The organism is Bradyrhizobium sp. MI1.7 (assembly GCF_055811795.1).
Genome location: NZ_JBVVPO010000024.1, coordinates 40,674 through 66,740 on the forward strand (window position 1 = coordinate 40,674; position 26,067 = coordinate 66,740).

The 26,067-nt window shown below is 65.7% G+C and carries 26 protein-coding genes; 6 read left to right on the top strand and 20 right to left on the bottom strand.

Annotation, left to right across the window (positions count from 1 at the left end; genetic code table 11):
* Positions 1–9: 9 nt before the first annotated feature.
* From phnN to phnG, 8 genes are read right to left on the bottom strand one after another with little or no spacing between them, the layout of a single operon-like run.
* Positions 10–606, bottom strand: a complete 597-nt coding sequence (gene phnN / locus AC0L3X_RS22090; RefSeq protein WP_063985901.1) for a phosphonate metabolism protein/1,5-bisphosphokinase (PRPP-forming) PhnN — start codon at positions 604–606, stop codon at positions 10–12.
* On the bottom strand, positions 603–1,760 hold the full coding sequence (locus AC0L3X_RS22095; RefSeq protein WP_063986743.1) for an alpha-D-ribose 1-methylphosphonate 5-triphosphate diphosphatase: 1,158 nt from the start codon (positions 1,758–1,760) through the stop codon (positions 603–605). The genes phnN and AC0L3X_RS22095 overlap by 4 nt, the downstream gene beginning before the upstream one ends.
* Positions 1,761–1,771: 11 nt before the next feature.
* Positions 1,772–2,470, bottom strand: a complete 699-nt coding sequence (phnL, locus tag AC0L3X_RS22100; RefSeq protein WP_063986744.1) for a phosphonate C-P lyase system protein PhnL — start codon at positions 2,468–2,470, stop codon at positions 1,772–1,774.
* Between the two features lie 22 nt (positions 2,471–2,492).
* On the bottom strand, positions 2,493–3,287 hold the full coding sequence (gene phnK, locus AC0L3X_RS22105; RefSeq protein WP_063985902.1) for a phosphonate C-P lyase system protein PhnK: 795 nt from the start codon (positions 3,285–3,287) through the stop codon (positions 2,493–2,495).
* The gene (locus tag AC0L3X_RS22110; RefSeq protein ID WP_063985903.1) at positions 3,280–4,176 is read right to left on the bottom strand and encodes an alpha-D-ribose 1-methylphosphonate 5-phosphate C-P-lyase PhnJ; all 897 of its coding nucleotides are present in this window, start codon (positions 4,174–4,176) and stop codon (positions 3,280–3,282) included. The genes phnK and AC0L3X_RS22110 overlap by 8 nt, the downstream gene beginning before the upstream one ends.
* Positions 4,173–5,276: a carbon-phosphorus lyase complex subunit gene (locus AC0L3X_RS22115; RefSeq protein ID WP_063985904.1), complete on the bottom strand. Its 1,104-nt coding sequence runs from the start codon at positions 5,274–5,276 to the stop codon at positions 4,173–4,175. Before AC0L3X_RS22115 ends, AC0L3X_RS22110 begins: the two co-directional genes overlap by 4 nt.
* Positions 5,277–5,280: 4 nt before the next feature.
* Positions 5,281–5,889, bottom strand: coding sequence for a phosphonate C-P lyase system protein PhnH (gene phnH, locus AC0L3X_RS22120; RefSeq protein WP_063985905.1), 609 nt, complete (start codon positions 5,887–5,889; stop codon positions 5,281–5,283).
* Between the two features lie 4 nt (positions 5,890–5,893).
* On the bottom strand, positions 5,894–6,358 hold the full coding sequence (phnG, locus tag AC0L3X_RS22125) for a phosphonate C-P lyase system protein PhnG (protein WP_084795316.1): 465 nt from the start codon (positions 6,356–6,358) through the stop codon (positions 5,894–5,896).
* Positions 6,359–6,477: 119 nt separating this feature from the next.
* Between phnG and phnF the strand changes: the two genes are divergently transcribed.
* Complete coding sequence (gene phnF / locus AC0L3X_RS22130; protein WP_473316750.1) at positions 6,478–7,209, top strand: phosphonate metabolism transcriptional regulator PhnF; 732 nt, start codon at positions 6,478–6,480, stop codon at positions 7,207–7,209.
* Between the two features lie 126 nt (positions 7,210–7,335).
* On the opposite strand, the gene phnE (AC0L3X_RS22135) is transcribed toward phnF, so the two are convergent.
* The 4 genes from phnE (AC0L3X_RS22135) to phnC all read right to left on the bottom strand — a co-directional run bounded on the left by phnE (AC0L3X_RS22135) (position 7,336) and on the right by phnC (position 10,946).
* Complete coding sequence (gene phnE / locus AC0L3X_RS22135) at positions 7,336–8,184, bottom strand: phosphonate ABC transporter, permease protein PhnE (protein ID WP_063985906.1); 849 nt, start codon at positions 8,182–8,184, stop codon at positions 7,336–7,338.
* The gene (phnE, locus tag AC0L3X_RS22140; RefSeq protein ID WP_231143682.1) at positions 8,181–9,065 is read right to left on the bottom strand and encodes a phosphonate ABC transporter, permease protein PhnE; all 885 of its coding nucleotides are present in this window, start codon (positions 9,063–9,065) and stop codon (positions 8,181–8,183) included. The genes phnE (AC0L3X_RS22135) and phnE (AC0L3X_RS22140) overlap by 4 nt, the downstream gene beginning before the upstream one ends.
* A 76-nt stretch (positions 9,066–9,141) precedes the next feature.
* A complete protein-coding gene (gene phnD / locus AC0L3X_RS22145) occupies positions 9,142–10,077 on the bottom strand; it encodes a phosphonate ABC transporter substrate-binding protein (RefSeq protein ID WP_063979768.1) in 936 nt (311 codons plus the stop codon).
* A 59-nt stretch (positions 10,078–10,136) separates the two neighbouring features.
* Complete coding sequence (gene phnC / locus AC0L3X_RS22150) at positions 10,137–10,946, bottom strand: phosphonate ABC transporter ATP-binding protein (RefSeq protein ID WP_063979769.1); 810 nt, start codon at positions 10,944–10,946, stop codon at positions 10,137–10,139.
* Between the two features lie 174 nt (positions 10,947–11,120).
* Between phnC and AC0L3X_RS22155 the strand changes: the two genes are divergently transcribed.
* The 3 genes from AC0L3X_RS22155 to AC0L3X_RS22165 are packed head-to-tail and all read left to right on the top strand — an operon-like array spanning position 11,121 to position 13,699.
* Positions 11,121–11,792, top strand: coding sequence for an LbetaH domain-containing protein (locus AC0L3X_RS22155; protein WP_063985907.1), 672 nt, complete (start codon positions 11,121–11,123; stop codon positions 11,790–11,792).
* Complete coding sequence (locus tag AC0L3X_RS22160; RefSeq protein ID WP_063979770.1) at positions 11,789–12,982, top strand: alpha-D-ribose 1-methylphosphonate 5-triphosphate diphosphatase; 1,194 nt, start codon at positions 11,789–11,791, stop codon at positions 12,980–12,982. The genes AC0L3X_RS22155 and AC0L3X_RS22160 overlap by 4 nt, the downstream gene beginning before the upstream one ends.
* An 18-nt stretch (positions 12,983–13,000) precedes the next feature.
* A complete protein-coding gene (locus tag AC0L3X_RS22165; protein ID WP_063979771.1) occupies positions 13,001–13,699 on the top strand; it encodes a DUF1045 domain-containing protein in 699 nt (232 codons plus the stop codon).
* Positions 13,700–13,702: 3 nt separating this feature from the next.
* Here AC0L3X_RS22165 and AC0L3X_RS22170 read toward each other — a convergent pair whose 3' ends face one another.
* The 7 genes from AC0L3X_RS22170 to AC0L3X_RS22200 form a co-directional block, all read right to left on the bottom strand.
* On the bottom strand, positions 13,703–14,311 hold the full coding sequence (locus tag AC0L3X_RS22170; protein WP_085965313.1) for a hypothetical protein: 609 nt from the start codon (positions 14,309–14,311) through the stop codon (positions 13,703–13,705).
* 83 nt (positions 14,312–14,394) lie between these two features.
* Entirely contained in the window at positions 14,395–15,795 is a 1,401-nt protein-coding gene (locus AC0L3X_RS22175) for a selenium-binding protein SBP56-related protein (protein ID WP_028159106.1), read from the bottom strand.
* A 292-nt stretch (positions 15,796–16,087) separates the two neighbouring features.
* On the bottom strand, positions 16,088–17,026 hold the full coding sequence (locus AC0L3X_RS22180; RefSeq protein ID WP_028148940.1) for a dihydrodipicolinate synthase family protein: 939 nt from the start codon (positions 17,024–17,026) through the stop codon (positions 16,088–16,090).
* Positions 17,027–17,143: 117 nt separating this feature from the next.
* Positions 17,144–19,225, bottom strand: a complete 2,082-nt coding sequence (locus AC0L3X_RS22185; RefSeq protein WP_063985908.1) for a methyl-accepting chemotaxis protein — start codon at positions 19,223–19,225, stop codon at positions 17,144–17,146.
* 121 nt (positions 19,226–19,346) lie between these two features.
* A complete protein-coding gene (locus tag AC0L3X_RS22190) occupies positions 19,347–20,117 on the bottom strand; it encodes an enoyl-CoA hydratase (protein ID WP_063979773.1) in 771 nt (256 codons plus the stop codon).
* A gap of 11 nt (positions 20,118–20,128) precedes the next feature.
* Positions 20,129–20,578: a MarR family winged helix-turn-helix transcriptional regulator gene (locus AC0L3X_RS22195; protein WP_063979774.1), complete on the bottom strand. Its 450-nt coding sequence runs from the start codon at positions 20,576–20,578 to the stop codon at positions 20,129–20,131.
* 45 nt (positions 20,579–20,623) lie between these two features.
* A complete protein-coding gene (locus AC0L3X_RS22200) occupies positions 20,624–21,277 on the bottom strand; it encodes a TetR/AcrR family transcriptional regulator (protein ID WP_063979775.1) in 654 nt (217 codons plus the stop codon).
* A 91-nt stretch (positions 21,278–21,368) separates the two neighbouring features.
* Between AC0L3X_RS22200 and AC0L3X_RS22205 the strand changes: the two genes are divergently transcribed.
* Both AC0L3X_RS22205 and AC0L3X_RS22210 read left to right on the top strand, forming a co-directional pair.
* Positions 21,369–22,628, top strand: a complete 1,260-nt coding sequence (locus tag AC0L3X_RS22205) for an HlyD family secretion protein (RefSeq protein ID WP_063979776.1) — start codon at positions 21,369–21,371, stop codon at positions 22,626–22,628.
* Complete coding sequence (locus tag AC0L3X_RS22210; RefSeq protein WP_473316752.1) at positions 22,576–24,189, top strand: MDR family MFS transporter; 1,614 nt, start codon at positions 22,576–22,578, stop codon at positions 24,187–24,189. The genes AC0L3X_RS22205 and AC0L3X_RS22210 overlap by 53 nt, the downstream gene beginning before the upstream one ends.
* 154 nt (positions 24,190–24,343) lie before the next feature.
* On the opposite strand, the gene AC0L3X_RS22215 is transcribed toward AC0L3X_RS22210, so the two are convergent.
* Positions 24,344–26,005 (bottom strand): tannase/feruloyl esterase family alpha/beta hydrolase, encoded by a 1,662-nt coding sequence (locus tag AC0L3X_RS22215; RefSeq protein ID WP_085400028.1) that lies wholly within the window; start codon positions 26,003–26,005, stop codon positions 24,344–24,346.
* Positions 26,006–26,067 lie beyond the last annotated feature (62 nt).

Here is a 26,067-nt window from a genome sequence, read left to right on the forward strand (position 1 = left end):
TTGCGCCGGCTATTCGTGCCAGCCTTCGTTCCTGATCACGCGCACGAGCTGGCGACTGTGATAGTCCGCGCTGCCCGCGTTGAGGATAGTGACATCGGCATTGGCCGATGCGTCGTCGACGCTGCGCGCGAGGCGATCTGCGATATTGCCGTCGCTGTGCCGGGCCCGGGCAGCAAGCCGCTGCGCCAGCACGTCCGGCGGCGCCGTGATCGCGACCACGACGACGTTGGCATAGGCCTGGCGGAGCGCGCCGATCACTGTGCGCGAGACATTGGCGACGACGGCCCGGCCGGCGAGGATGTCATCGTTGATTTCGAGCGGAAGAGCGTAGGAATGGCCATGCGCTTCCCAGTGCACGGCGAAATCGCCGTGCTCGCGCGCGCGGCGGAATTCGTCCTGGCTCATCGCGATGTTGTCTTCGGCCTCGGAGGATTCGCGCGTCACGACACGGCGCGGGAAGACGATGTCGCGATCATCGACGCAGGCCGCCTGTGCGAGCCGCAACAGCGTGTCCTTGCCCGCACCGCTGGGACCGACCACGAGCACGAGCCGCCCGGGTCCGATCCCGCTGGCCTCATCGTGTGCCATGGTCGCGGTCTCGCTCATGCGACGCGGTTTCCTTCGCGCCAGACGCTGCGGACCACGGGAACGTCGCCTGCGACATGCACGCGGATCAGGTCGGCCCGCTTGCCGATCGCGACCTCGCCACGATCCGACAGGCCAACCGCCTCGGCCGGCGCCTTGGTCACGGTGCGAACCGCCGCCGGAAGGCTGATCGCAGGCACATGCTCCGGCAATTGCAGCGCGGCCATCAGGAGGCTGGACGGGATGTAGTCCGACGACAGGATGTCGAGCAGGCCCTCTCGGGCGAGATCGACCGCGGCGATGTTGCCGGAGTGCGAGCCGCCGCGCACGACGTTCGGCGCCCCCATCAGGATGTCGATGCCGGCCTGATGCAGGCCGCGCGCGGCCTCGAGCGTGGTCGGGAATTCCGCCACCGACACGCGATCGCGCACGGCGTCCGCGACGTTCTCCTCGGTGGTGTCGTCATGGCTCGCCAGCGGAATGTTGTACTTGTGCGCGAGCGATACGATCTCGCGCATGTTGGTCGCGGCATAGAGCTTCTGATACTCGAAGCGCTTCGCGAACAGCTCGTCGAGCTCGGCATCGGTCTTGCCGCCGCCCTTGCCGCGATAATAGTCGCGCAGCTTGACCTCGTCGCGGAACTGGCGCTGGCCGGGGGTGTGGTCCATCAGCGACATCAGCTTGACGTCGGGACGGTCGATCAGCTCCTTGGCTTCCTCGACCACGCTCGGCATCGGGATTTCGCAGCGCAGATGCAGGAAGTGGTCGGCGCGCAGCAGGCTGGCATCGCGCGCGGTCGTGATCGCGGCGGCGAGCACGCCGGCGCGGCCATCGACTTCCTCGGCGCCGTCCTCACGCCAGACCCGGAGCGAGTCGAACACGGTCGTGATGCCTGAGGTCGCGAGCTGGCCGTCATAGGAGATGACGGCGGCGACCGGATTCCAGAACACTTTCGGGCGCGGCACGTAATGCGCTTCGAGATGGTCGGTGTGGAGCTCGATCAGGCCGGGCATGATGAGGTCGCCGCCGGCATCCTCCGCACCCGCGGGGGCCCTGCCCTCGCCGATCTCGGCGATGCGTCCGTCCGCGAGAGCGAGCCAGCCCTGTTCGATCACGCGGTCAGCCAGCACGATCCTGGCGTTGGCGATCAATGTTTCCTTCGGCTTGGCATTCATTTCCATTTCCTTCAGGCCGCGGCGGCAAAGCTGGTGACGTCAACAATACGGTCGGCAATCAAATGGCGGATTTCGTCGTCATGGACAATGGCGACCATGGCGACGCCCTGGCGCTTCTTGTCGGCGACCAGCTCGACCACGACGGCGCGGTTGGCGGCATCGAGCGAGGCGGTCGGCTCGTCCAGCAGCAGGATCGGCAGGTCCGAGATGAAGCCGCGCGCGATGTTGACGCGCTGCTGCTCGCCGCCGGAGAAGGTCGCGGGCGGCAGCTGCCAGAGTCTTTCAGGGATGTTGAGGCGGTGCAGCAACTCGCCGGCGCGTGCCTGCGCGTCGGCTCGGGCCGTGCCGTTCACGATCAGTGGCTCCGCGACGACGTCGATGGTCGCAACACGCGGCACCGCCCGCAAAAACTGGCTGACATAGCCGATGGTGGAGCGGCGGATGTTGAGAACCTGCCGCGGCTCGGCGGTGGCGAGATCGACAACCGCGCCGCGATGGCGAATGCCGATACGGCCGGAGTCGCAGCGGTAATTGCCAAAAATCATCTTCAGGATCGACGACTTGCCGGCACCGGACGGGCCAGAGAGCACGACGCATTCGCCCGGGTTGACGTGGAAGGTCACGCCGCTGACGACAGGCAGCTCGATGCCGCCCTGCAGGTGCATCGTAAAGGTCTTTTTCGCGGCGGCGATGTCGATCATGGCGGTCATCGGAAAACTCATCTTGGAAGGCTTATGGCGGCAGAATCGAGGAAACGAGGAGCTGGGTATAGGGCTCGCGGGGATCGTCGAGCACCTGGTCGGTGAGACCCGTCTCGATGACACGGCCGCCCTTCATCACCATCACGCGATGCGACAGCAGTCGCGCCACCGCGAGATCGTGGGTGACGATGATGACGGCAAGGTGCAGCTCGGCGACGAGGCTGCGCACGAGGTCGAGCAGGCGCGCCTGGACAGACACGTCCAGACCGCCGGTCGGCTCGTCCATGAACACCAGCCGCGGCTCGGTGACGAGGTTGCGCGCGATCTGGAGACGCTGGCGCATGCCGCCGGAATAGGTGCGCGGCGCATCGTCGATGCGCGCGATGTCGATCTCGACACGGGTGAGCCAGTCCGACGCGGTATCGCGGATGCGGCCGTAGTGATTCCAGCCGACCGCCATCAGCCGTTCGCCGACATTGGCGCCGGCCGAGACCGCCATGCGCAGGCCCTGCGCGGGATCCTGGTGCACATAGCCCCAGTCGGTGCGGAACAGGAAGCGTCGCTCGGCTTCGCCAAGGCTCGTGAGATCGCGGGTGACGCCGTCGCGCATCCGGTACGACACCTGGCCGGCGCTCGGCGCGAGCTGGCCCGAGAGCATTTGCAGCAGTGTCGACTTGCCCGAGCCGGACTCGCCGACGATCGCCAGCACCTCGCCGGGGTAGAGCGAGAACGACACGTCGCGGCACGCGGCGATGCGGCCATAGGACTTGCTGAGCGACTCCGCGACCAGCAGCGGCTGATCGTTCTCCAGCATCTCCTCAGCCATTTGATCCCTCCTGCGCCTTCTCCTTGTACGGCGCGGCGCTCATGCTGCCGTGATGTCCGGCGGCCTGGCGGCCCTCGCAATAGTCGGTGTCCGAGCACACGAACATGCGCCCGCCCTTGTCGTCGGTGACAATCTCGTCGAGATAGGAATTTTCCGCCGCGCACAGCGCGCAGGGCGCGTTGAAGCGGTACGGCTCGAACGGGTGATCCTCGAAATCGAGCGACACCACCTGCGTATAGGGCGGGATCGCATAGATGCGCTTCTCGCGACCGGCGCCGAACAATTGCAGCGCCGGGCAATTGTCCATCTTGGGATTGTCGAATTTCGGCGTCGGCGACGGGTCCATCACGTAGCGCGCGTTCACCTTCACCGGATAGGCGTAGGCAGTGGCGATGTGGCCAAAGCGGGCGATGTCCTCGTAGAGCTTCACATGCATCAGGCCGTATTCGGCCAGCGCATGCATGCGCCGCGTCTCGGTCTCGCGCGGTTCGAGGAAACGCAGCGGCTCCGGGATCGGCACCTGATAGACCAGCACCTGGTTCGCGTGCAGCGACGTCTCCGGGATGCGGTGACGCGTCTGGATCACGGTTGCATCTTCTGTTGCCGTGGTCGTGGCGACGCCCGCGGTCTTGGCGAAGAATTTGCGGATCGAGATCGCATTCGTCGTGTCGTCGGAACCTTGGTCGATCACCTTCAGCACATCCTGGGGCCCGAGGATCGCGGCCGTGACCTGCACGCCGCCGGTGCCCCAGCCATAGGGCATCGGCATTTCGCGGCTGGCGAACGGCACCTGATAACCGGGGATCGCGATCGCCTTGAGGATCGCGCGGCGGATCATCCGCTTGGTCTGCTCGTCGAGATAGGCGAAATTGTAGGCGGGCGCGTTCATTCCGCGGCCTCCTTCATGGCATCGGGCGCATTGGCCTCGGCAAATTCCTTGCGCAGCTTGCGCAGGAGCCCGAGCTCGGACTGGAAGTCGACATAGTGCGGCAGCTTCAGATGCTCGACGAAGCCGGTCGCCTGGACGTTGTCCGAATGCGACATCACGAATTCTTCATCTTGCGCCGGGGCCACGGCCTCTTCGCCGAGCTCGCGGGCACGCAGCGCCCGGTCGACCAGCGCCATCGACATGGTCTTGCGCTCGCTCTGGCCGAAGGCGAGACCATAGCCGCGGGTGAAACACGGCGCTTCCGTCGCCGAACCCTTGAATTGATTCACCATCTGGCACTCGGTGAGCTCGATGGAGCCGAGCGGCACGGCGAAGCCGACGTCCTCCGCGAAAAATTCGACCTCGACCTCGCCGAAGCGGATCTCGCCGACGAAGGGATGGTTGCGGCCGTAACCGCGCTGGGTGGAGTAACCCATGGCCAGCAGAAAGCCTTCGTCACCGCGCGCGAGGTTTTGCAGGCGCAGGTCGCGATCGGCCGGGAAGTTCAGCGGTTCGCGCGTGAGGTCGCCGACGCTGGCGCCGTCTTCGGCCCGCGGCGAGGATTCGATCAGCCCGTCGCGGCCCAGAATGTCGGTCACACGCGGCGTGGGCGCCGTCGAAGCTTCGGCCGTCGCCGGCACTTCAGGCACGAAGCCCTGGCCAAGCGAGGGATCGAGCAGGCGGTGCGTGTAGTCGAAGGTAGGCCCGAGGATCTGGCCGCCGGGAATATCCTTGAAGGTCGCCGACACCCGCCGCTGCACGCGCATCGCGCCGGTGTCGACCGGCTCGCTGGCGCCGAAGCGCGGCAGGGTGGCGCGGAAGGCGCGGACCAGGAAGATCGCCTCGATCAGATCCCCGCGCGCCTGCTTGATCGCGAGCGCCGCGAGCTCGCGGTCGTAGAGCGACCCTTCGCTCATGACGCGGTCCACGGCGAGGCCAAGCTGCTCCGAGATCTGATCCAGCGTGACTTCGGAAATGCTCTGGTCGCCACGCCGCGCATTGGCGAGCAGGCGATGGGCGTTCTCGATGGCGCGCTCGCCGCCTTTGACTGCGACATACATGCGACTAGCTTCCCTTGTTCACGACACGCGTGGTGCGCGGGATCGCAACCACGGCATCATCGGCGACCAGCACCAAATCGATGCCGCGCGGAAACAGCGCCTCGTTGAACTGCAGCCGTTCGAACAGGTCGAAAGGCCTGATCGAGGCCTGAAGCGTCGCGACACCGTCGATGCCGGGGCCACGCAGTTCGAAACTGCGCCCCGAATTCAGGCTCTCGACCTGAAGGATCACCGTGGTCGAACGATCCGGATACTCGTTCGTGCCCAGTGCGAAGCGCTCGAGCGACGGCAGCGCCGCACCGTCACTGATCAGCGCGAAACTCGCGATCGAGGAGTCCTGCACCACCGGCGCGCCGGTGTGGAACTTGAGCCATTTCACCACGTCCGATCGCTCCGTCATCCGCTCATCGAGCCAGAGCGGCGTGTCGTGATCGAACAGCGTCAGCGCGATCGCGGCAGTGCCGCGCATCGTTGGCGCGGGCGCTCCCGCCATCGGCACGATGCGCTGGACCGAGCCCGGTCGCGCCATCGCGTCCATCACGGAACGAAAGGTCGATTGCGCCGACAAGACCTTGTCGACGAAACCCGGCGGCAGTTCCGCAATCGTGGTCATGGCCTCACCCCTCACCGCGCACCATGGTGTAGAAATCAACCTTCGTCGCGGCGGTCTCGGCCGCCGCCTGCTTGCGCTGGATCATAAGCTGCTCGCGCAACGGCGCGATAACGTCACGCTCCACCGCCTCACCGAAATCACTGGACTGCGCCAGCGCGTCGCAGAGCGCGATCAGCCGCGCCTTTTCGCCATCGCGCCCCAGCGTGTAGCCGAAGCCGACCTCGCCGCTCGCGAGCCGGACCGCTGCGCGAGACACCGTGGCTTCACCGAGATTGAACGGCGCGCCGTCGCCGCCGACCCGGCCGCGCAGCATGACGAGACCGTTTTCCGGCGCGCGTAGCTCCTGATGCGCCGGCAGGGCGAGAGCGCGGAGGCGAGCGGCGATCTCGCCCGCCTCCGCGTGCGCCAGCACGGCCATCGCGGCCTTGCGCTGGACTTGCTGGTTGTTGTGCTGGGTCACCCAATCCACCGAGCTTTTGACAGAACTTGCCGAATCCAAGTTGTCTATGATAATAGACAACTTGATACGGAAGCGCCATGACTGTTTCGTGACAAACGTGTGATTTCTGAAGTAGGCTTCTCGGCGACATGAGCATGCAGGACACAGCCTCTTCGGGCGTCGCGCTGTGGCGCCTCGTTGCCGACGGCATCGAGCGCGGCATCGCCGACGGCCGCTTTGCAGCCGGCGACAAGCTGCCGGGCGAGATGGAGATCGCCGAGACCTATCGCGTGAACCGCCACACCGTGCGGCGCGCGCTGGCCGCACTTGCCGAGCGCGGCATCGTGCGCGCCGAACGCGGCAGCGGAACCTATGTCGAGGCGCAGCGCCTCGCTTATCCCTTGCGCTCGCGCACCCGCTTCTCCGAGATCGTCGGCGCCGACGGCCGCGAACCGCATGGCCGGCTGATCGAGGCGTCCGACGACGTCGCGACCCGCGAACTGGCGCGCGAACTGGGATTGAAGGCCGGCGCGCCGCTGGTGCGGATCGAGGCGATCCGCCTCGCCGACCGCACGCCGATCTGCGTCTCCACCACCTGGCTGTCAGCGGAATTGTTTCCGGGCGCGGGTGAGGTATTCGCCGCGACGCGCTCGATGACGAAACTGCTCGAGCATTACGGCGTCCGCGACTACAGCCGCGGCGCGACCCGGATCACCGCCGGCATCGTGGACGCAACCGATGCCGCGCGGCTCCATCTGCCGCTGGGACGGCCGATCCTGGTGGTCGACGCGACCGACCACGATCTCGCCGGCAAGCCGCTGGTGACCAAGCACTCGCGCTTTGCAGCGGAGCGGGTGGAGTTTCTGGTGGAGAACGGGTGAGCGGGCGACCACGCAGGGCTCGTAGGGTGGGCAAAGGCGCACTTGCGCCGTGCCCACCATCTCTCCCCGATATCTAAGCAGAAGTGGTGGGCACGCTTCGCTTTGCCCACCCTACGGCGCCGGCGATCAGGCGACAGCTCGCCGCCCAATGATCGCAAACCGCAACTTGCTCGAAATAAAATCGATCGCGGCGACGGCGACCAGAATCATCAGGATCAGGAACGACACCCGCTGCCATTCCAGCACGCGGATCTGCTCGGCGAGTTGGAGGCCGATGCCGCCGGCGCCGACGATGCCGATGATGGTGGCCGAGCGCGTGTTGGATTCGATGAAATAGAGCACCTGGCCGGCGATCACGGGCAGCACCTGCGGCAGCAGGCCGAAGCGGATTTCGTGCAAAGCACTGCCGCCGGAGGCGCGGACGCCTTCGACCTGCTTCTGGTCGGCGCCCTCGATCGCCTCCGAGAACAGTTTGCCGAACGCGCCGAAATCCGACACGGCGATGGCGAGCACGCCGGCGAACGGACCAAGCCCGACGACGTTAATCCACACCAGCGCCCAGATCAGGGTGTCGACGCCGCGGATCGAATCCAGGAAACGGCGGACCGGAAAACGCAGGATCTGCGAAGGTATGACGTTGCGCGCGGCCAGCAGGCTGACCGGAAGCGCGAACAGCGCGGCGAGCGTCGTGCCGAGCAGCGCGATCGACAGCGTCTCACCCAGCGCTTTCAGATAGACCGGCAGCGAAGAGCCCGGATCGGGCGGGATCATCATCAGGCCGATCCAGCCGAGCTGGCTCAGCCCTGCGAAGAATCGCGACGGCGAGAAGTCGAGATCGACGAGGCCGTAAACCAGGATCGCAAACGCCGCGACGATCATCGCCGGCATCGCGAGCCGCGCCGAGGCGGGGCGATCGAACACATCGGGGTAGCGCGCGCGAAGCTCTCGCGTGTCGACCTCCTGCGGTCTCGTCACGTCCGTGCCTCCTTGCCGAACAGACGGCCGCGTAGCCAGCCCGTAGTGATGTCGATGATGAAGACCGTGATGATGATGGTGAGCAGGATGGCACTGACGTCGGAGTAATAGAACTTGCGGATGGCGACGACGAGCTCCTGGCCGATGCCGCCGGCGCCGACGAAGCCCATGACGGAGGCTTCACGGACGTTGATCTCGAAGCGCAGCAGCGCGTAGCTGGCATACCCCGCCGTCACCTGCGGCACGATCGCAAAGCGCATGCAGGAGAGCCAGCTCGCGCCGGTCGAACGGATGCCCTCGACCGGCTTCATGTCGGCATTCTCGACGATCTCGGAGAACAGTTTGCCGAGCGCGCCGGTGGAGTGGATCGCGATCGCGAGCACGCCGGCCATCGGCCCGAGCCCGAAGGCAATCACGAAGATCAGCGCGAAGACGATGCCCGGCACGGTGCGGGCGAATTCGAGCAGGCGACGCACCACGAAGCGCAGCCAGGGCGACGGTGAGGTGTTCTCAGCCGCGAAGAAATTCAAGGCGAAGGCCAAGGTCGCGCCGATCAGCGTGCCGACGTAGGAGATCAGCAGCGTCTCGCCCAGCATCTTCAGCCATTTGCGCCAGCCCCACAGCCACTCGCCGGCATCGGTCCAGACCCGCTGGCCGCTATCGAGCGTGAGGATGCGGTCGAAATAGCTGATGAAATTGCCGAAATGGGCAAAGAAGGTGCGCAGGTTCACTTCCGCGCCGATCGCGGCAAGAAACAGCGCTGCGGCAAAGATCACCAGCCCCAAAAGGAGTCGGAGCCGCTTGCGCGCGACCGCCTGGCGATAGGCCGCGTTGAGCACGGCGAGCTGCTGCTCGGGGAGGATCGAAACCGCGACGGTCATCTGGCCAGGGAAGGTAGTCGATCAAAGAGAAAGAGCCGGGTCCATCGACCCGGCTCCAGTGCTATCGTCCCGAAACTCAGGACGCCTTCTTCTTACGCAGTGCATCGACGAACTTGATCAGCTCGATCGTGCCATCCCAGTCCTTGGTGGTGGCGGGATGAAAACCCTTCTTCTGGCCGTCCTGGAGGCGATCGAAGGCCGCCTTGTCCTTGGCCGGCGCGTCGAAGAACGCCTTGGCGATCGCCGCCTTGGCATCTTCCGGCAGGTCGGAATTGTAGGCGTAGGGGCCGTTGATGATCGGCGCCGACTTGTGGATGATGCGGAAATCGTCCTTCTTCATCGGCGAGCCGTCGGCATTCTTCAGCATGCCCTTGGTCAGCATCTGCGCCAGCGTGGAATCGTCATCGCTGGTCCACTGGTTGGCCGCAACGTCGACCGTGCCCTGCGCCAGCGCCAGGATCGCGTTCTCGTGGCTGCCGGTGAAGACGACCTTGCTGAAATAGGTGTCGGCATCCGTGATGCCCATCTTGTCGAGCTCGAAGCGCGGCACGTTGTTGCCGGAGGTCGAGTTCGGATCGACGAGGCCGAGGTTCTTGCCCTTGAGCTGGTCGACGCTCTTGTAGGGGCTGCTCGCCTTGACGAAGAACACAGAGTAGTAGCCGGTCGAACCGTCGGCGTTGATGTCGTTGGCGAAGGCATCGGTCTTGACGCCGGTCAGGCGGGCGCGGGCGAATGACGCCGAGCCGTAGCTGGCGATATGGATGTTGCCGGCGCGCTGGCCCTCGATGACGGCGGCGTAGTCGTTGGCGATGCGCAGCGTGACCTTCACGCCCAATTCCTTGGAGAGATAGTTCATGAACGGCGCCCAGCGCTCGGTCACGCCCGAGGCGTTTTCCGCCGGAATGACCGCGAAGGTCAGTTCGGGGTATTTGGCTTTCCAGTCGTCGGCGGAGGCCGAAGTCGTGAACGCGAGCGCGGCGGCGCCGGCAAGAACCAGTCTGCGAGTGATCATGATACCCTCTTCATCGGTTGGGGTCGGTTGACGCAAAAATTGGCAACTACAGGCGCAGCTCAGGCAGCCGCGGCCGTTCCGAGCGCCGGCACACCCTCAGGCACCGGCACGGGCATTCCGCCCATGACGTCGGAGGCTTCGAGATCGTAGAGCTCGCGCGCGACGTGGTCGGTCAATTCGGCAGGCGCGCCGTCGAACACCACGCGCCCCTGCGCCATGCCGATCAGGCGATCGCAATAGCTGCGCGCCAGATCGAGCGAATGCAGGTTGCAGAGCACGGTGATGCCGAAATGCTTGTTGATGCGCAGCAGCGCATCCATCACGATCTTGGTGTTGCGCGGGTCGAGCGAGGCGATCGGCTCGTCGGCGAGGATGATGTCGGGCTGCTGCACCAGTGCGCGGGCGATCGCAACACGCTGCTGCTGGCCGCCGGAGAGCTGGTCGGCGCGCTGGGCGGCGAGTGAGGCGATATCGAACTGTTCGAGCGCCGACATCGCCAGCGCCTTGTCGTGCTCGGGCCAGGTCTGCGTCAGCGAGCGCCAGGCCGGCATCGTCGCGAGGCGCCCCATCAGCACGTTGGTGAGCACATCGAGCCGGCCGACGAGGTTGAACTGCTGGAAAATCATCGCCGAGCGCGCCCGCCACTGCCGCAATTCCTTGCCGCGCAACGCGGTGACGTCGAGGCCGTCGAACAGGATGCGGCCCTGCGTCGGCGTCGCCAGGCGATTGATCATGCGCAGCATGGTCGACTTGCCGGCGCCGGAGCGCCCGATCACACCGACGAAGCCGCCGGGGGAGATTTGAAACGAAGCGTCGTCCACCGCGGCTTTTGCGCCGAAGCGGCACGTCAGACCTTCAACCACCAGCATAGAGGGCTCCAGAGTAGCTGGCTGCCACCGCTAGCGCCGGCACTTGACACTTGTGTGACACGCGGATCGCGCTGCGGCGATCCTACACACCTCTTCCCCTGTCATCGCATCGTCATGACGTTGTCATCAGGGCACTCGAAGAGGTACGCCCGCCCTCGACCTATCGGATGTAGCATGGCCGGCAAAACGCTCTCGGTTCAACCGACCATCGACCCTTCGGCGAAGCTGCATGAGACCAGGCTCGGCACCTATACCGAGGTCGGTGCGCGCACGATCCTCACTGAAGTCACGATGGGCGATTACTCCTATGTCGTGAACGACGCCCAGATCACCTACACCACGATCGGAAAATTCTGCTCGATCGCGGCGATGACGCGCATCAATCCCGGCAATCATCCGATGCATCGCGCCACGCAGGCGCATTTCACCTATCGTTCCAGCGCCTACTTCGAAGGCGAGAGCGACGACACCGAGTTCTTCGACTGGCGGCGCCAGCATCACGTTCATATCGGCCACGACGTCTGGATCGGCCATGGCGCGATCGTGCTGCCCGGCCGCAACATCGGCACCGGCGCGGTGATCGCGGCGGGCGCCATCGTCACCAAGGACGTGCCGGCCTACACCATCGTCGCCGGCAATCCGGCGCGCATCGTGCGGCGGCGGTTCTCGGAAGACGTCGCCGGACGGCTGGCCCAACTCGCCTGGTGGGACTGGGATCACGACAAATTGCGTGAAGCACTGCCCGATTTCCGCAAGCTCGGGATTGAAGATTTCCTCTCGGCATATGAAGCACGGGCAAGCTCCCTCACCCGTTCCCCTGCCAGCAAACGAAGCGCGGTCGCTTGACAGACATCTTCCTTGAGGGCGGCCGGGCCCTGATCGGCTCCGAGCTCGTCGAAACTTCCATTCTGGTGTCCGGCGCGGACATTGCGCAGGTCGATGCCTCTCGCGGCCGTGCGCGGCTGGCGATCGATGCGCGCAACCTGCTGGTGCTGCCCGGCATCGTCGATCTGCATGGCGATGCCTTCGAGCGCCAGATGATGCCGCGCGCCGGCGTCGACTTCCCGATCGACGTCGCGCTCGCCGACAGTGACCGCCAGGCGATCAGCAACGGCATCACCACCGTCTTTCACGCCACGACCTGTTCGTGGGAGCCGGGCCTGCGCAGCGCCGGCAATGCGCGCGCCCTGATGGAGGCGATCGAGCGGCAGCGCCCGCAATTCGCCGCCGATACCCGTTTCCACCTGCGGCACGAGACCTACAATCTCGAGGCCGAGGCCGAGATAAGCCAGTGGCTCGCCGAGGGCCGCGTCGACCTGTTCGCCTTCAACGACCACATGGACGGCACCGTTGCCGACATGGCCAAGCCGCGCAAGCGCAACCGCATGGTGGAGCGCACCGGCCTCTCGGGCGAGGAATTCGACCGGCTGGTCGAGCGTGTGCTTTCGCGCGCCAGTGAAGTGCCGGCTTCCGTGTCGCGGCTTGCCGCAACTGCCCGCGCGGCCGAGGTGCGGATGCTCTCGCATGACGATGCGACGCCGGCGATGCGGCAGGAGTTTCGCGAGCTGGGCGCTGACATCGCGGAGTTTCCGATCAGCGAGGAGACCGCGCGAGCGGCCGCGGCCGCGGGCGATGCGATCGTCTACGGTGCGCCGAACGTCGTGCGCGGCGGCAGCCATACCGGCTGGACCCGGGCATCCGACATGATCGCGAAGGGGCTCTGCTCGGTGCTGGCGTCGGACTATTACTATCCCGCGCAACTGCTCGCCGCGTTCCGCCTCGCCGCCGACGGTGTGCTGCCGCTGCCGAAGGCCTGGGATCTGGTCTCTGCGGGACCAGCGCGCGCGACCGGCCTTGCCGATCGCGGCGTGCTCGCAGAAGGATGCCGCGCCGACATGCTGCTGGTCGACGACAGCGTGCCGCTGCGGCCGCGGCTGATCGCGGTGGTATCAGGCGGAAAGCTCGTGCATCTCACTGATGCGACGCGACTGCTCGCTGCGGCGGCGACGCCGCGCGAGGCTGTTGTTGCGGCCTGAACCGGTTATGCTCGGGCAATGACAGATTTTCCCCGCTACGCGATCTACTTCGCAGCCGGCGCCGACAGCGCCCTCTCCCGCTTCGGCGCCAAGCTGCTCGGCTATGATGTCTACACCGGTGAGGAGATGCCGTTCCCTGCCGACGCATCGCGTGTTGCGCCGGATTGGCGCGACGTCACGGCCGATCCCCGCAAATACGGTTTCCACGGCACGCTGAAGGCGCCGATGTCGCTGGCGCCAGGCAGGACTGAAGCCGAGCTCGTCGCAGCCTGCGCGGCCTTTGCCGGCAAGGCGCGGCCGATGCCGTCAATCCGTCCGGTCGTCGACTCCATCAGCGGCTTCATTGCGGTGATTCCGACCGAGCCGGTGGGCGCGCTCCAGCAACTTGCCGCCGATTGCGTCCGCGAATTCGACGACTTCCGCGCGCCCATGACGGCGGAAGACCGCGCGCGGCGCAAGCCCGACAAGCTCACTGAGCGGCAGCGCGACTATCTCGACCGCTGGGGTTACCCTTACGTGATGGAAGAATTCCGCTTCCACATGACGCTGACGGGACGCCTGGATGCAGAACGGCGCGGGCCGATCCTGGAGATGCTGCGCGCGAGGTTTGCGACGCTCGGCCTCGAGACGCTGGTGATCGACCGGATCGCGCTGTTCAAGCAGGATGATGCCAGGGCGCGCTTCCGCTTTGTCGGCGAGTGGGCGTTGGCGAAGTAGGCCTCAGCGCCAGCTCGCGAGATTGAAGGCAAGCGCCACGGCGCCAACCAGAATGAGGCTGGTCGCCCAGATTGCATCCAGATTGAACCAGCTTCGCGCGACGAACCTCAATCCCAGATAGCGGTAGACCAGCCACGCCAGACATCCGCCGGCACTGACCATGGCGACAACGTGCACCAGGGACACCAGCACCGCCATCCCGAGACTTGTCTTCAGAAGACTTGCCTTCATCAGCGCGCCCGCCGCCTCATGGCCGGCATCGAGCTCGAAGGCCTGGCAGAGCCCGAGATAGATCGGCACGAGCATCAAGGCCGCGCCGTGGGCAATGGCAACGGCGAATGACCAGAGCGCCAATTGCGTTGGCGGAATTCGTGCCAGCGTGCGCGGATGGCGTCGCTCGATCAGCCGATAGACGCCGAAGCCGATGACGAGAAGACTCGCGCCGAGCTGGATCGAACGCTGCCACTCGGCCAGCACGAGCAGGAACGCGAATGGCAGCAGCACGAGAAGTGTTGCCAGGAGATGTCCGGCCGCCAGAGCCCACAACGCGCGGAACAGCGCGCGCGGGCTCTTGTCCATGAGCCCAGCCGAAACGGCGAGCGGCCATCCCATTCCCGGATTGACGCCGTGATAGAGACCGCTCGCAACAAGAGCGAGCCACAGCCAGCCGAGCGGCCAACTCCCGTGCTGCCAGCCTAGGCCGACGGGTAGCAAAAGGAGTCCGTCGAACAATCGCCGCCCTCCAGCCTGATCTGGTGCGCACGATATCCGTCGGGGAAGCTCACGAAATAGTCCTTGGCGAGCTCGAGGCCGCCGTCGCGGCCGACATTGGCCATGACTTCGACGCCCGGAACCCCATCGGGATAGAATTGATCATCCCAGGTGGAATACAGCGAATTGGTCCAGTACACGCGCTTGCCGTCGCGGCTGATCTCGACCATCTGCGGACCGGCCGCAAATGCCTTGCCGTTCGGATGGGGCGTGCGGCGCGCGATGCCGCCGATGTGAACCGAGCCCGCGAGCTTCGGCTTTCGCGGATCACTCACATCGTACTGGCGCATCTCACCAGTGCCCCAGCACGAGACATAGAGAAACCGGTCATCCATCGACAGGTCGATGTCGGTCACCAGCGGTGGCACGGCGCCAAATCCCTGCAGCAGCGGCGGGAGCTTCTCCTTTGGCGCGGGCTCGGGCGGGATCGTCGCCGTCTTCTCCGCATGGAATTTTCCGCCTTCGCGCCACCAGGTCCAGATCGACGCTTCGAGGTTGGTGGTGTCGACCACAACGCCAACGAAGCCGTATTCGCGAACCGGATCGTGCGCGGGCCGCACCTCCAGCGCCATCTGATGATTGGCGCCGAGGTCGATGGTCTGCACGTTGCGACGGGCGCGGAGATCCCAGAAGTGGAGACGATGGCCATATTTGTTCGCCAGCAGATCTTCCGCGACGATCCCGTTCTCGAACTGCGGCGGCAACGCCCATTCGCTCGTCACCATGTAGTCGCGCGGCAGGTTCCACCAGAAATCATAATGCAGTGTCTGCGGACCGCGGTCGATCTCCCACCGTCCAAGGACCTCGAACGTCTCGCAATCCATGATGAAAACGCCTGGAGGCCCGTTGGTGCCGTCCTTGCCGCCGCCGCCCAGCGTGCTCACATAGACGCCGTCCGGCCCGCAATGGATGGTATGCGGCCGCGAGTAGCCGGTCTTCTTGAAGATTTCCTCGGGCTCGATGATCTTGTGGATTTTGGCTTTGGTCGGATCGGGCTTGGTATCGATGATGTAGATCCGCGACGAGCGTATCCCGGGGATGATGAGATAGCGCCGCTCGATGAAGGCGTGTCCGGCGAGCGGAGACAAGGCGGAGGAACAGGCATTCCAGCCGAAGTGATGAAACTCATCGCCCTTGTTGGGCATCGTCACCGTGTGGACGATTTGGCTGTAGGTCGGCGATCCCGGCTTGACGTCGATGACCGCGAGAGCATCCGGTTTTGAGAAATCCGGACTGAGCAGCAGCGTGTAGGCAAAGTTCTCTGCAGGTGCTTCCATCGCCAGCTTAGGCGATGCGTGAAAGGTGGGATCCGGCCTCATCGTCATGGCACTGCCTCCCTGTTTCGTCGGCTCGCTCCAACCTGGCTCGGAATAGCGGCATAATGAAGAGCTGCTCAGCGACGTCTTGAGAAGCTCCGCGGACCTGGTTGGCGAGCGTGCAAGGAGCGTACAATATGTCATCGCCGGCGTGCGGAAAACCGCCCGAACCGCGCTAATTCGACGCCCTTAGCCAGACGGAAGCCGGCGGGATCAGGCCAGCGCGCACCTCACACTCGGCGTCGCCCCCGCGAAGGCGGGGACTGCCGAGAGAGCTAGCGACAACCGAGTGGGTGCGGCGCTACTTCCCCCACCGCAACGCCAGCGCATCCCGCTCCTTCGCGAGTTCCAGCAGCCCTGCCCGCGTTGCCGGGTGCAGCGGCTGGAGCGGATGCCGCACGGCGTCCGATTTGATCACGCCGCCGGCCTGCATCATGGCCTTGCAGGCGATCAGGCCGCATTGGCGGTTTTCGTAGTTGATCAGCGGCAGCCAGCGCTCATAGGCGGCCTTTGCCTCTTCGCGCTTGCCGGCGAAATAGGGATCGATGATCTGGCGGATGCCGTCGGGATAGCCGCCGCCCGTCATCGCGCCGGTGGCGCCGGCGTCGAGATCGGCGAGCAGCGTGATGGCTTCCTCGCCGTCCCACGGTCCCTCGATATCCTTGCCGCCCGCCTCGATCAGGCTGCGGAGCTTTGCCGCCGCGCCCGGCACCTCGATCTTGAAATAGCGGATGTTGGCGAAGTCGCGCGCCAGCCGCGCGAGCAGCTCAACCGACAGCGGCGTTCCGGCAACAGGCGCGTCCTGGATCATGATTGGAATGTTGATCGCGCCGGACAGCACCTTGAAGAACTCGACGATGCCCTTCTCGGGCACGCGGAAGGTCGCGCCGTGATAGGGCGGCATCACCATCACCATCGCGGCCCCCGCCGCCTCCGCCTGCTGGCTGCGCGCCGCGCAGACGGCCGAGCTGAAATGCGTGGTGGTGACGATCACGGGAACCCGGCCCGCGACATGCTCCAGCACCGCATGCATCACGGTTTCGCGCTCGGCATCGGTGAGCACGAACTGCTCGGAGAAATTGGCGAGGATACAGAGACCATTCGAGCCCGCATCGATCATGAAATCGATGCAGCGGCGCTGGCCCTCGAGGTCGAGCTCGCCGCGCTCGTCGAAGATGGTGGGCGCGACCGGGAACACGCCGCGATAGGGGCGCTGGGCGTTGTGTGGGGTGGCCGGCATCGAACTCTCCATCCTTGATACGTCTGTTGCGGCACTCCCGCAGCGCCACAGATGTACCCGCCGCGTGAAGCGGCGGCAATGCCGTTCGCGCGACGCCCAGACGGATGACGATCGAGGTTATGCGGTCTTCACGGCCCCCAAAAAGCCCTCGACCGCGACGCGAAGACGATCGGCATCGCCCGACATCTTCTTCACGGATTCGGACAGCACCGTGCCGGCGTTGCCGGTTTCCTGGTTGAGTCTCGCGACGCTGCCGATGGTGTCGGTGACCTCGCGGGTGCCCTGGGCGGCCTGCTGGAAGTTGCGCGAGATCTCGGTGGTGGCCGCGCGCTGCTCCTCGACGGCGGCTGCGATCGCCGTCATCTTCTCGTCGATGCCGCTGATGGCGCCCCCGATCGAACGGATGGCGGTCACGGCCTGGCCCGTCGCGCCCTGGATCTCCTCGACCTGGCGCGAGATTTCTTCGGTTGCGGTTGCGGTCTGCGCGGCGAGGCTCTTGACCTCGCCGGCGACCACGGCAAAGCCGCGGCCGGCCTCGCCCGCACGCGCCGCTTCGATGGTCGCGTTCAGCGCCAGGAGATTGGTCTGGCCGGCGATGGCGTTGATCATCTTCACGACCTCGCCGATCCGGCTCGCGGTCTGATCGAGGATCTCGACCGTCGCGTTGGTCCGCTCGGCCTGCGACACCGCCTCGCGCGCCTCGCGGGCGCTCAACTGCACCTGTGCGGAGATCTCGCCGACGGATGCGGAGAGTTCCTCGGTCGCGGCCGCGATGGTCTCGAGATTGTTGGTGGCCTGCTCGGCTGCGGAAGAGACTGCCGCGGTCTGGCTGGTCGACTCTGATACCAGCGTGCGCACATCGGTCGCGGTGGCATCGAGCTCCCTCGCCGACGCCGCGACACTGTGGATCACCGCCTGCACGGTGTCGTCGAAGCTGCGGCATGCGTCGTCCACGGTGCCGGAGCGGGCGAGTTGCAACGCCTGCTGCGATTCGCGTTCCTGGCCCAGCCGCTCGGCGGTCGCCGCGCTCTCGCGCAGGCTCTCGAGCGCGGCAGCCATGGTGCCGAACTCGTCGGGATATCGGGATCGCGGCACGGGCGTCGCATAATCACGGGCGCCGATTCGCGCGATGGCGTCGAGGATGGCGCGGACCGGGCGCATCAGGCGATTGCGCACCACGTAGACGCCGGCGAGGGTCACGGCGAGCGCGAGCAGAAACGCGAGCGACTGCACGATGAGGTTGGTGAGCGCCTTGGTCTGCACGGCCTCGGCACGCGCGATCGACTGATCCAGCGCTTTGGTCGCGACCCCGACAATGAGCGGGAACGGCGACTGGCAGAGCGTATTCCACTCCGAAGCGGGCATCGCGGGCTTGCCGCTGCCGTCGAGATTCTTGGTGAGATCGCCGATCTGCTTCAGGACGCCATCGGTCTTGGTCTTCGCGTCCGACGCTGCCGTCACCAGCTCCGCCGTCACGTCGGGCGCGGCCAGCAACTCGGCCATGCCCGCCCAGCCGGAGGCGATCGTGCCGTCCCATTGCGCCACCGACCGCTTCTGAACGTCGTCGAGCGGCTTGCTGCTGTTGATGTTCGAGCGAAGCGACGAACAATGGACCCCATAGCGGTCGCGCACCTGCCAGGCGAAGCGGCGGACCTGGATCATGCGGGCGATGTAGGGATCGTTCATCCAGGCGCGGTTCGACACCGCGGTGGAGGCGAGGTTCGCAGTGTCGATGACCTTGGTGACGGCATCGTACCAGGAATTGGTTCGCTCCATCTTGCGCTCGGCGCGCGGAAGCCTGGCCTCGTCGTAGAACAGCTGGAATTGCGGCGCGGCTTCGTTCCAGCGCTGCTTCAGCGTGCCGGCGAGCTCGTCGCGGCGTGCGAAATCGACGGTCGGGAGTGCAGCGCTGATCCCTTCATAGCCGCCCTGCTCGGCCTTCTCGGCTTCGGCGAGTTTTGCCTTGGGATCGTCCTCGCCAAGGATGGCGCTCTGGGCATCGCCACGATTGTTGCGCAACGCGAGCACGCCATGGAAGATCGCCTTGTCGGCAGCGGCGAGCCGCGCCGTCTCGAGACTGTCGCTGTAGCGACCGAACGCTCCGAACATCTGGATCGCGGTAGAGGCCAGCGCACCGGCGGCCAGCAGAGCCATCAAGGTCAGGAGAAGCGAGCTTACCGATTTCTTAAACATTGCCATGAGTCAGGGGGCCTGCATTGTACTGCCGGCCACCCTGCATCGCGACATGCCAAGGATCGGTTAAGGTTTTAGTCAAATTGCCGGAAGTGCCCGGTCTGTAAGCGCTTTAAGACTAGCGAAATCAGGCAACCTTGGTGAAATCCGGCGGCCGGCGCTCGGCGAAGGCGGTGAAGGCCTCGCGTGCTTCCGCCGTGCGCAAACGCTGCGCGAATTGCTCGCCTTCGGCCTGCATCTGTGCGACCAGCGCCTCGCCGTTGCGCATCAACTTCTTGGTCGCAGTAAGCGCGCCGGCCGGCTGGCGAGCGAGCCGCTGCGCCAGCGCGAGCGCCTCGGCATCGAGCTTGTCGAGCGGCACCACACGGTTGGCAAGGCCCCATTCCAACGCCGACCTCGCCGGTACGGTCTCGCCCAGCGCGAACATCTCGTAGGCGCGGGCGTAGCCGATGCGTGCCGGCATCAGCAGGCTGGAGGCGGCCTCCGGCACCAGCGCGAGGCTGACGAAGGGCGTCGACAATTGCGCGTTGTCGGCGAGCACGACGAGGTCGCAATGCAGCAGCATCGTGGTGCCGACGCCGACGGCGCGGCCCTGCACGGCCGCGACGAGCGGCCGGGTGCAGCGCGCCAGCGACTGGATGAAGCGCACGACGTTACGGCTGCCTTCGGACTTGCCGGCTGCCACGGCGGCGAATTCGCCGACATCGTTGCCGGCGGTGAACATGTCACCCTCGCCGCGGATCAGGATCACGCGGGCGGACGGATCGAACTCGGCGGATTCGATGGTGTCGGCGAGCTTGCCGTACATCGCATCCGTCAGCGCGTTCTTCTTGTCGGGGCGCGCCAGCGTGAGGGTGAGAATTCCGTTGTTGTTCTCGATCCGGACGTGCTCGGTCATGGGTCTCTCCTTTAGTCGTCTGAAGGTCTTGGAAACTTGTCCTGAATGCTGGTCAGCCAGCGCGCGACGATGTCGATCTCCGCGCTGGTAAATCCGTCCGTCAACGCGGCGTTGATCTGCGCCGCGTCAGTCTTCGCCTGCGTCAGCACGGTGCGCCCCTTCGGCGTCAGCCATACGCGCCAGGCCCGGCCATCCTCGCGATCGGCCCGCCGCTCGACCAGCCTCGCCGCAGCACTGCGATCGACGAGGCCTGAGATGCCGGCCGGCCCCATGTCGAGCGCCGCGCCTGCCTCGCCCATCAGCACGCCGTCCTGCTTGCCGAGGATGAACAACAGCCCCGCCTGCGCCGGCGTGACCTCGTTCTGCGGCTGCGCCGCCATCCAGCGCTGCAAACGGCGTTGCGCGACGTTCAGGAGGTAAATAAGCCGATGATGCCTCGCTGCGGCTTCTTTATTTCGCATGCGAAATAGATAGCCGAGCCGAACCGGATTGTCAAAGGGAGACGGCTACGCGGCGCGGCAGCCATCGAGGAACAGCGCCGCGCAGGTTTGCACGCGGCGCTCGATCTGCTTGCGTGACGGCAGCGGCATGCCCCCATAGATCGCCGCGCGCTGCGGCGCCGATGCGACCATGCCGATCAGCATGCCGGCAACTTCCTCCGCATCATCGATGGCGATGCGCTTGCGCTTGACCTGGACACGCAGCCAGCCCGCGAGCGTCCTGACGGTGCGGGAAATGCCGTTGCTGTAGAAGTTGGCGGCGAGCTCGGGGAACGCGGCGGATTCCTGCAGCACCATGCGCTGCAGCGCCACGACCTCAGGATCGAGCGCGAGATCGGCGCAGGCCAGCAGCGCGGCACGCAGGCCCGTCTCGATATCGACCTCGTCGCTTCCTTGCAGATCGACGGCGGAGAGCAGCCGCTCGAGCCTGTCCGCGCACATCGCCTCGAACAGCGCGGCCTTGCCCGGAAACAGGCGATAGAGCGTCTTGGTCGAGATGCCGGCGCGGCGTGCCAGCTCTTCGGTGCTGGTCGCGGCATAGCCGTCGACGGCGAAGGCGTGGCGCCCGGCGTCGAAGACGATCTGCCTCGTCTCCTCGTCGCTGCGCAGTTGCGGCCGCCCGCGGGGGCGGCATTCACCTGATGGCTTTGCCTGAGCCATGCTTTTAAATGACGCCTGTCATTCCATTGACAATTCCAAAGCTAGTCTCATTTTGGAAATCGTCAAGTTTCCTAATTCAGGGGAGCCGGCCATGTCCGTCCACACGACCCCATCTGCTGCGACCCAAACCGCTATTCCAGCAACCGTGCCGGAGGGCGTGCTGCCCACCGCACCGACCGGCGTCCGCCGGCAAAAAATCAATCTCCGCAAGCTGTTGCTGATGGGTGCGGCGATCGTCGCGCTGGCCGGCGCGAGCTGGTACGGCTACGACTACTGGACCGTCGGGCAGTACCTCGTCTCCACCGATGACGCCTATGTGAAGGCTGACAACACCACGATCGCGCCGAAGGTCAGCGGCTACCTCGACCGCGTCCTGGTCGGCGATAACGAGCATGTGAAGGCCGGCCAGGTGCTCGCCAGGATCGACGATCGCGACTTCCGCGTCGCGCTCGACCAGGCCAAGGCCGACGTCGCCGCCGCGAATGCGACGGTGACAAGCAAGCAAGCGCAGCTCGAGGTCCAGGAGGCCGTGATCGCGGCGGCAAGAGCGACCATTGATGTCGACAATGCCGCGAAGGTTTTCGCGAAGCAGGAGAACAAGCGCTACACCGATCTCGCGGCAACGGGTTTCGGCAGCGTGCAGAACGCGCAGCAGGCGCAAGCGCGCGACGCCGGCGCAGACGCGGCGATCCAGCGCGATATCGCCAATCTCACCTCCGCCTTGAAGCAGGTCGATCTCCTCAACGCCGAGATATTGCAAGCCAGGGCCGCCGCCGCACGCGCGGCCGCACTCCAGCGTCAGGCCGAGCTCAATCTCGGCTACACCACAATCGTCTCGCCGATCGACGGCGTGGTCGGCAACCGCTCCTTGCGCGTCGGCCAGTTCGTACAGGCGGGCACGCAGCTGATGGCCATCGTGCCGGCCGAGGGCGCCTATGTGGTCGCCAACTTCAAGGAGACGCAGCTCACCCACGTGCAGGCCGGCCAGGCCGTCGATATCGAGGTCGACACCTTCCCGGGCCAGGTCGTGCACGGCCACGTCGATTCCATCGCGCCGGCGAGCGGCCAGGAGTTCGCGCTGCTGCCGCCCGACAACGCCACCGGCAATTTCACCAAGGTGGTGCAGCGCATCCCCGTCAAGATCGCGCTCGATGCCGCGCACGGTCCCGCGATCGCGCTACGGCCGGGCATGTCGGTGATCCCGACTATTGCAACACGTTCGACCGCGCCGACCGCGAATGCGGCCGTGACGCCCAAGACAAACGTAAAGGCGAAGCTCGTTTCCGGAGGGTCGTGCTATGTCAAACAGCCTCTCACTTTCGACGCCAGCAACACCGGCCGCGACGCCTGATCCGGCAATAGCCGACCCGAACCGCGCGAGTGCCGCGATCTGGATCGCCGTGCTCGCCGCCATGATCGGCTCGTTCATGGCGATCCTGAACATCCAGATCACCAACGCCTCGCTGGCCAACATCGAGGGCGGCATCGGAACCGGCGCCGACAACGGCTCCTGGATCTCGACGTCGTATCTGATCGGCGAGATCATCGTGATCCCGTTGACCGACTATTTGAGCCGCGTGTTCTCGTTCCGCCGCTACATGCTGGCGAGCGCGACGCTGTTCGCGGCGTTCTCGGTCGCCTGCGCCTTCACACATGATTTGCCGTCGATGATCGCGATGCGCGGCCTGCAGGGCTTTGCCGGCGGCGTGCTGATCCCGATGGCGTTCACGCTGGTGCTGACCAAGCTGCCGAAGCCGCAGCAGCCGGTGGGTCTTGCGATCTTCGCGCTGTCCGTCACCTTCGCACCCTCGATCGGCCCGACCATCGGCGGCTATCTCACGGAGAACTACGGCTGGCGTACCATCTTCTTCGTCAACGTGATCCCGACCGCGGTGATGGTGGCGGCGCTCTATCTGACGCTGGAGAAGCAGAAGATGCAGCTCGGTCTCTTGAAGGAAGGCGACTGGGCCGGCATCTTCACCATGGCGATCGGGCTGTCGGCACTGCAGGCCGTGCTCGAGGAAGGCAACAAGGACGACTGGTTCTCCTCGCCCTTCATCGTCAAGCTCGCCGTGATCGCGGCCGTCAGCCTGACGCTGTTCGTCACGATCGAGCTCACGATCGAGAAGCCGCTGATCCGGCTGCGTCTCCTGACGCAGCGTAATTTCGGCTTCGGCACCATTGCGATGACGATGGTCGGCTTCGCGCTGTTCGGCTCGGTCTATATCCTGCCCGCCTATCTCGGCCAGGCGCAGGGCTACAACGCCGAGCAGATCGGCAATGTGCTGGCCTGGACCGGCCTGCCGCAGCTCGTGCTGATCCCGCTGATCCCGAAGCTGATGCAACGCTTCGACACGCGCTATATCGCGATCACCGGCCTTCTGATCTTCGCCTATAGCTGCTTCATGAACACGGCGATGTCGCCGGACTATGCCGGCGACCAGCTCTGGATTCCGAACATCGTGCGTGCCGTGGGACAGGCCATGGTGCTGACGCCGCTGACCTCGGTGCTGACGGGCGGCATCGCGCCGCAGGACGCGGCCGCGGCCTCCGGCATCAGCAACATGTTCCGCAATCTCGGCGGCGCGATCGGCACGGCGACGCTCGCGACCATCATCACCAAGCGCGAGCAGTTCCACTCCAACATCATCGGCCAGTCGGTCACGCTCGGCCGCGAGGAAGTCCGCACCCGCATCGCGCAGATGACGGATTACTTCATGGCCCACGGCGTGCCCGACCCCCACGCCGCGCGCGAGCAGGCCATCATCGCGCTCGGCAAGACGGTCAAGCGCCAGGCGCTGGTGATGGGCTATTCCGACGCCTTTGCCGTGATCGGCATCGTGCTGGTGATCGCCGCGATCGCGGTGCTGCTGACGCGGCGCGTGAAGGCGGCCGGTGGGCCGGTGCATTAGGCTCTTCTTCCCCCTCTCCCCGTTCTTACGGGGAGAAGGTCGGGGTGAGGGGCCTCTCTCCACACGTGAGATCGTCGAGGGACCTGTACCCCCTCACCCGGATCGCAAGAGCGATCCGACCTCTCCCCGCAAGCGGGAGAGGTGAAGAGCCGCCTCACGGCGCGCAGGTGAAGCTGGACGCCTCCGTGACCGGGCCGCTCTTGTAACGCGGCCAGGACGGCCAGCGGCACAGCGGCATCGCGCGCAACACGGCAAACGACGGCGCCTCGACCTTCTGCTCGCTAACTTCGAGATCGCCGGGCGCCTTGCCCTTCTCGACCCAGTCGACCAATGCGCTCAGCATGTCGACATTGGCCGGCGCGCCGGAGCCGACATGGTCGACGCCGGGGGCGGTGTAGAGCCGCGCGAATTCCGCCGTCTCGGCCTTGCCGAGCTTGCGCTCGACGCTTTCGAAATAGCGGATGCCGGCATAGGGGCTCTGCGCATAGTCGGCCATGTGCTCGAGCATGATCAGCCGGCCGCCGCGTCCGCGAAAACGGCTGAGATCCGGATCGGTCGAATCCATCAGGCTCGAGACCTCTAGCAGCCGCGCCTTGTGCTCCTCGACCTTGTAGGTGGTGACGTCGAGCTTGGGATCGCGTGCGAACACATGTTGAATGCCGCCGGCGCCGTAGATCCAGGCGATGCCGTTGTTGGGGGCAGGCGGCTGCGCGGGTGGCGCTGTGCCAAGCCACCACGCCACCCAGCCACCGGTCGGTCCGATCGCCGCCGCATCCTCGCCCGACACGCCCCAGCCCGGATAATCGTCGAGCCCGTTGGCGAGCGCGAACGGGAATTTGTAGGTCCCGTGCAGCGTGTTCACGGCCTTGATCTGTGCATCGGTGAGGCACTGATCGCCGCTCTGGCCCGCCGCACAACGCAGCGTCTCGACCTTGAACGCTGCCTTGCAGGCTACGGGGTCCTGCACCAGCGCATTATCGGAGCCGTCGGCCTTGTCGCAAGCCTGCCGCACGGAATCGGCCACGAGCTTGACCTGCGCCGGATTGATCCAGCCCTCGCCCATGGTCGCGAGCCCCGAGCGCGTGCCGGCATGCTGCAGGCCGACCCAGTTGATCACGGGCACGCGGGCGAAGATGCCATCGAAATCATCAGGGTAACGCTGCGCCATGGTGAGGCCTTCGCGGCCGCCCTCGGACGAGCCCATGAAGTACATTTTTTCCGGCTTCTTGCCGTATGTGCGCTCCATCAGCCCAACCGCGGCGTCGCGCACCTTCTTGTAGGCACGGTGGGCGAAATTCTCGAAGGCTTCGTCATTCAGCGCGAACAGTTGCGGCGGCTCGCCTGGCTTGGACTCATGGCCGGAATCGGTGCCGTAGGTGACGAAGCCGCGCGCCAGCGGCGACGGCTTGTCGAACGGATAGGCCGGCGGCAGCCCAAGGCCGGTGATCAGCACGCCGTTAAAGCCCCCACCGCCATACTGAACGGAGCGCCCGTTCCATTCGACGGGAAGGTTGACCTGGAATTTAATCGGCGGCGCCTTGGGATCGGTTGGGTCGATGTGACCCAGCACCTTGCAGAAACCGGGATTGGCCGGCGTGATGCGCCCAGACGGCGTCGGCCCGCGCTCGGCGACAGCCAGTTGCGACGGCGCCAGCAATGTCGCGGAAACGATCTTCACGGCATCGGCGCCGCCAGCGAGGCTTTTGCAGACCATCTCCGCATCCTCCGCCAGCGTCGCCGCCGACACGGCATTCGCACTCAGCGCGACCGCCGCACCCACGAGCAATGCACACCGCTTCGCGTTCTTTCGCGTCATCGTTTCCACCCTGGCTTTCCCTATTTTTGTATCCGACGGTTGGCCGCATTCAATGCAACCTT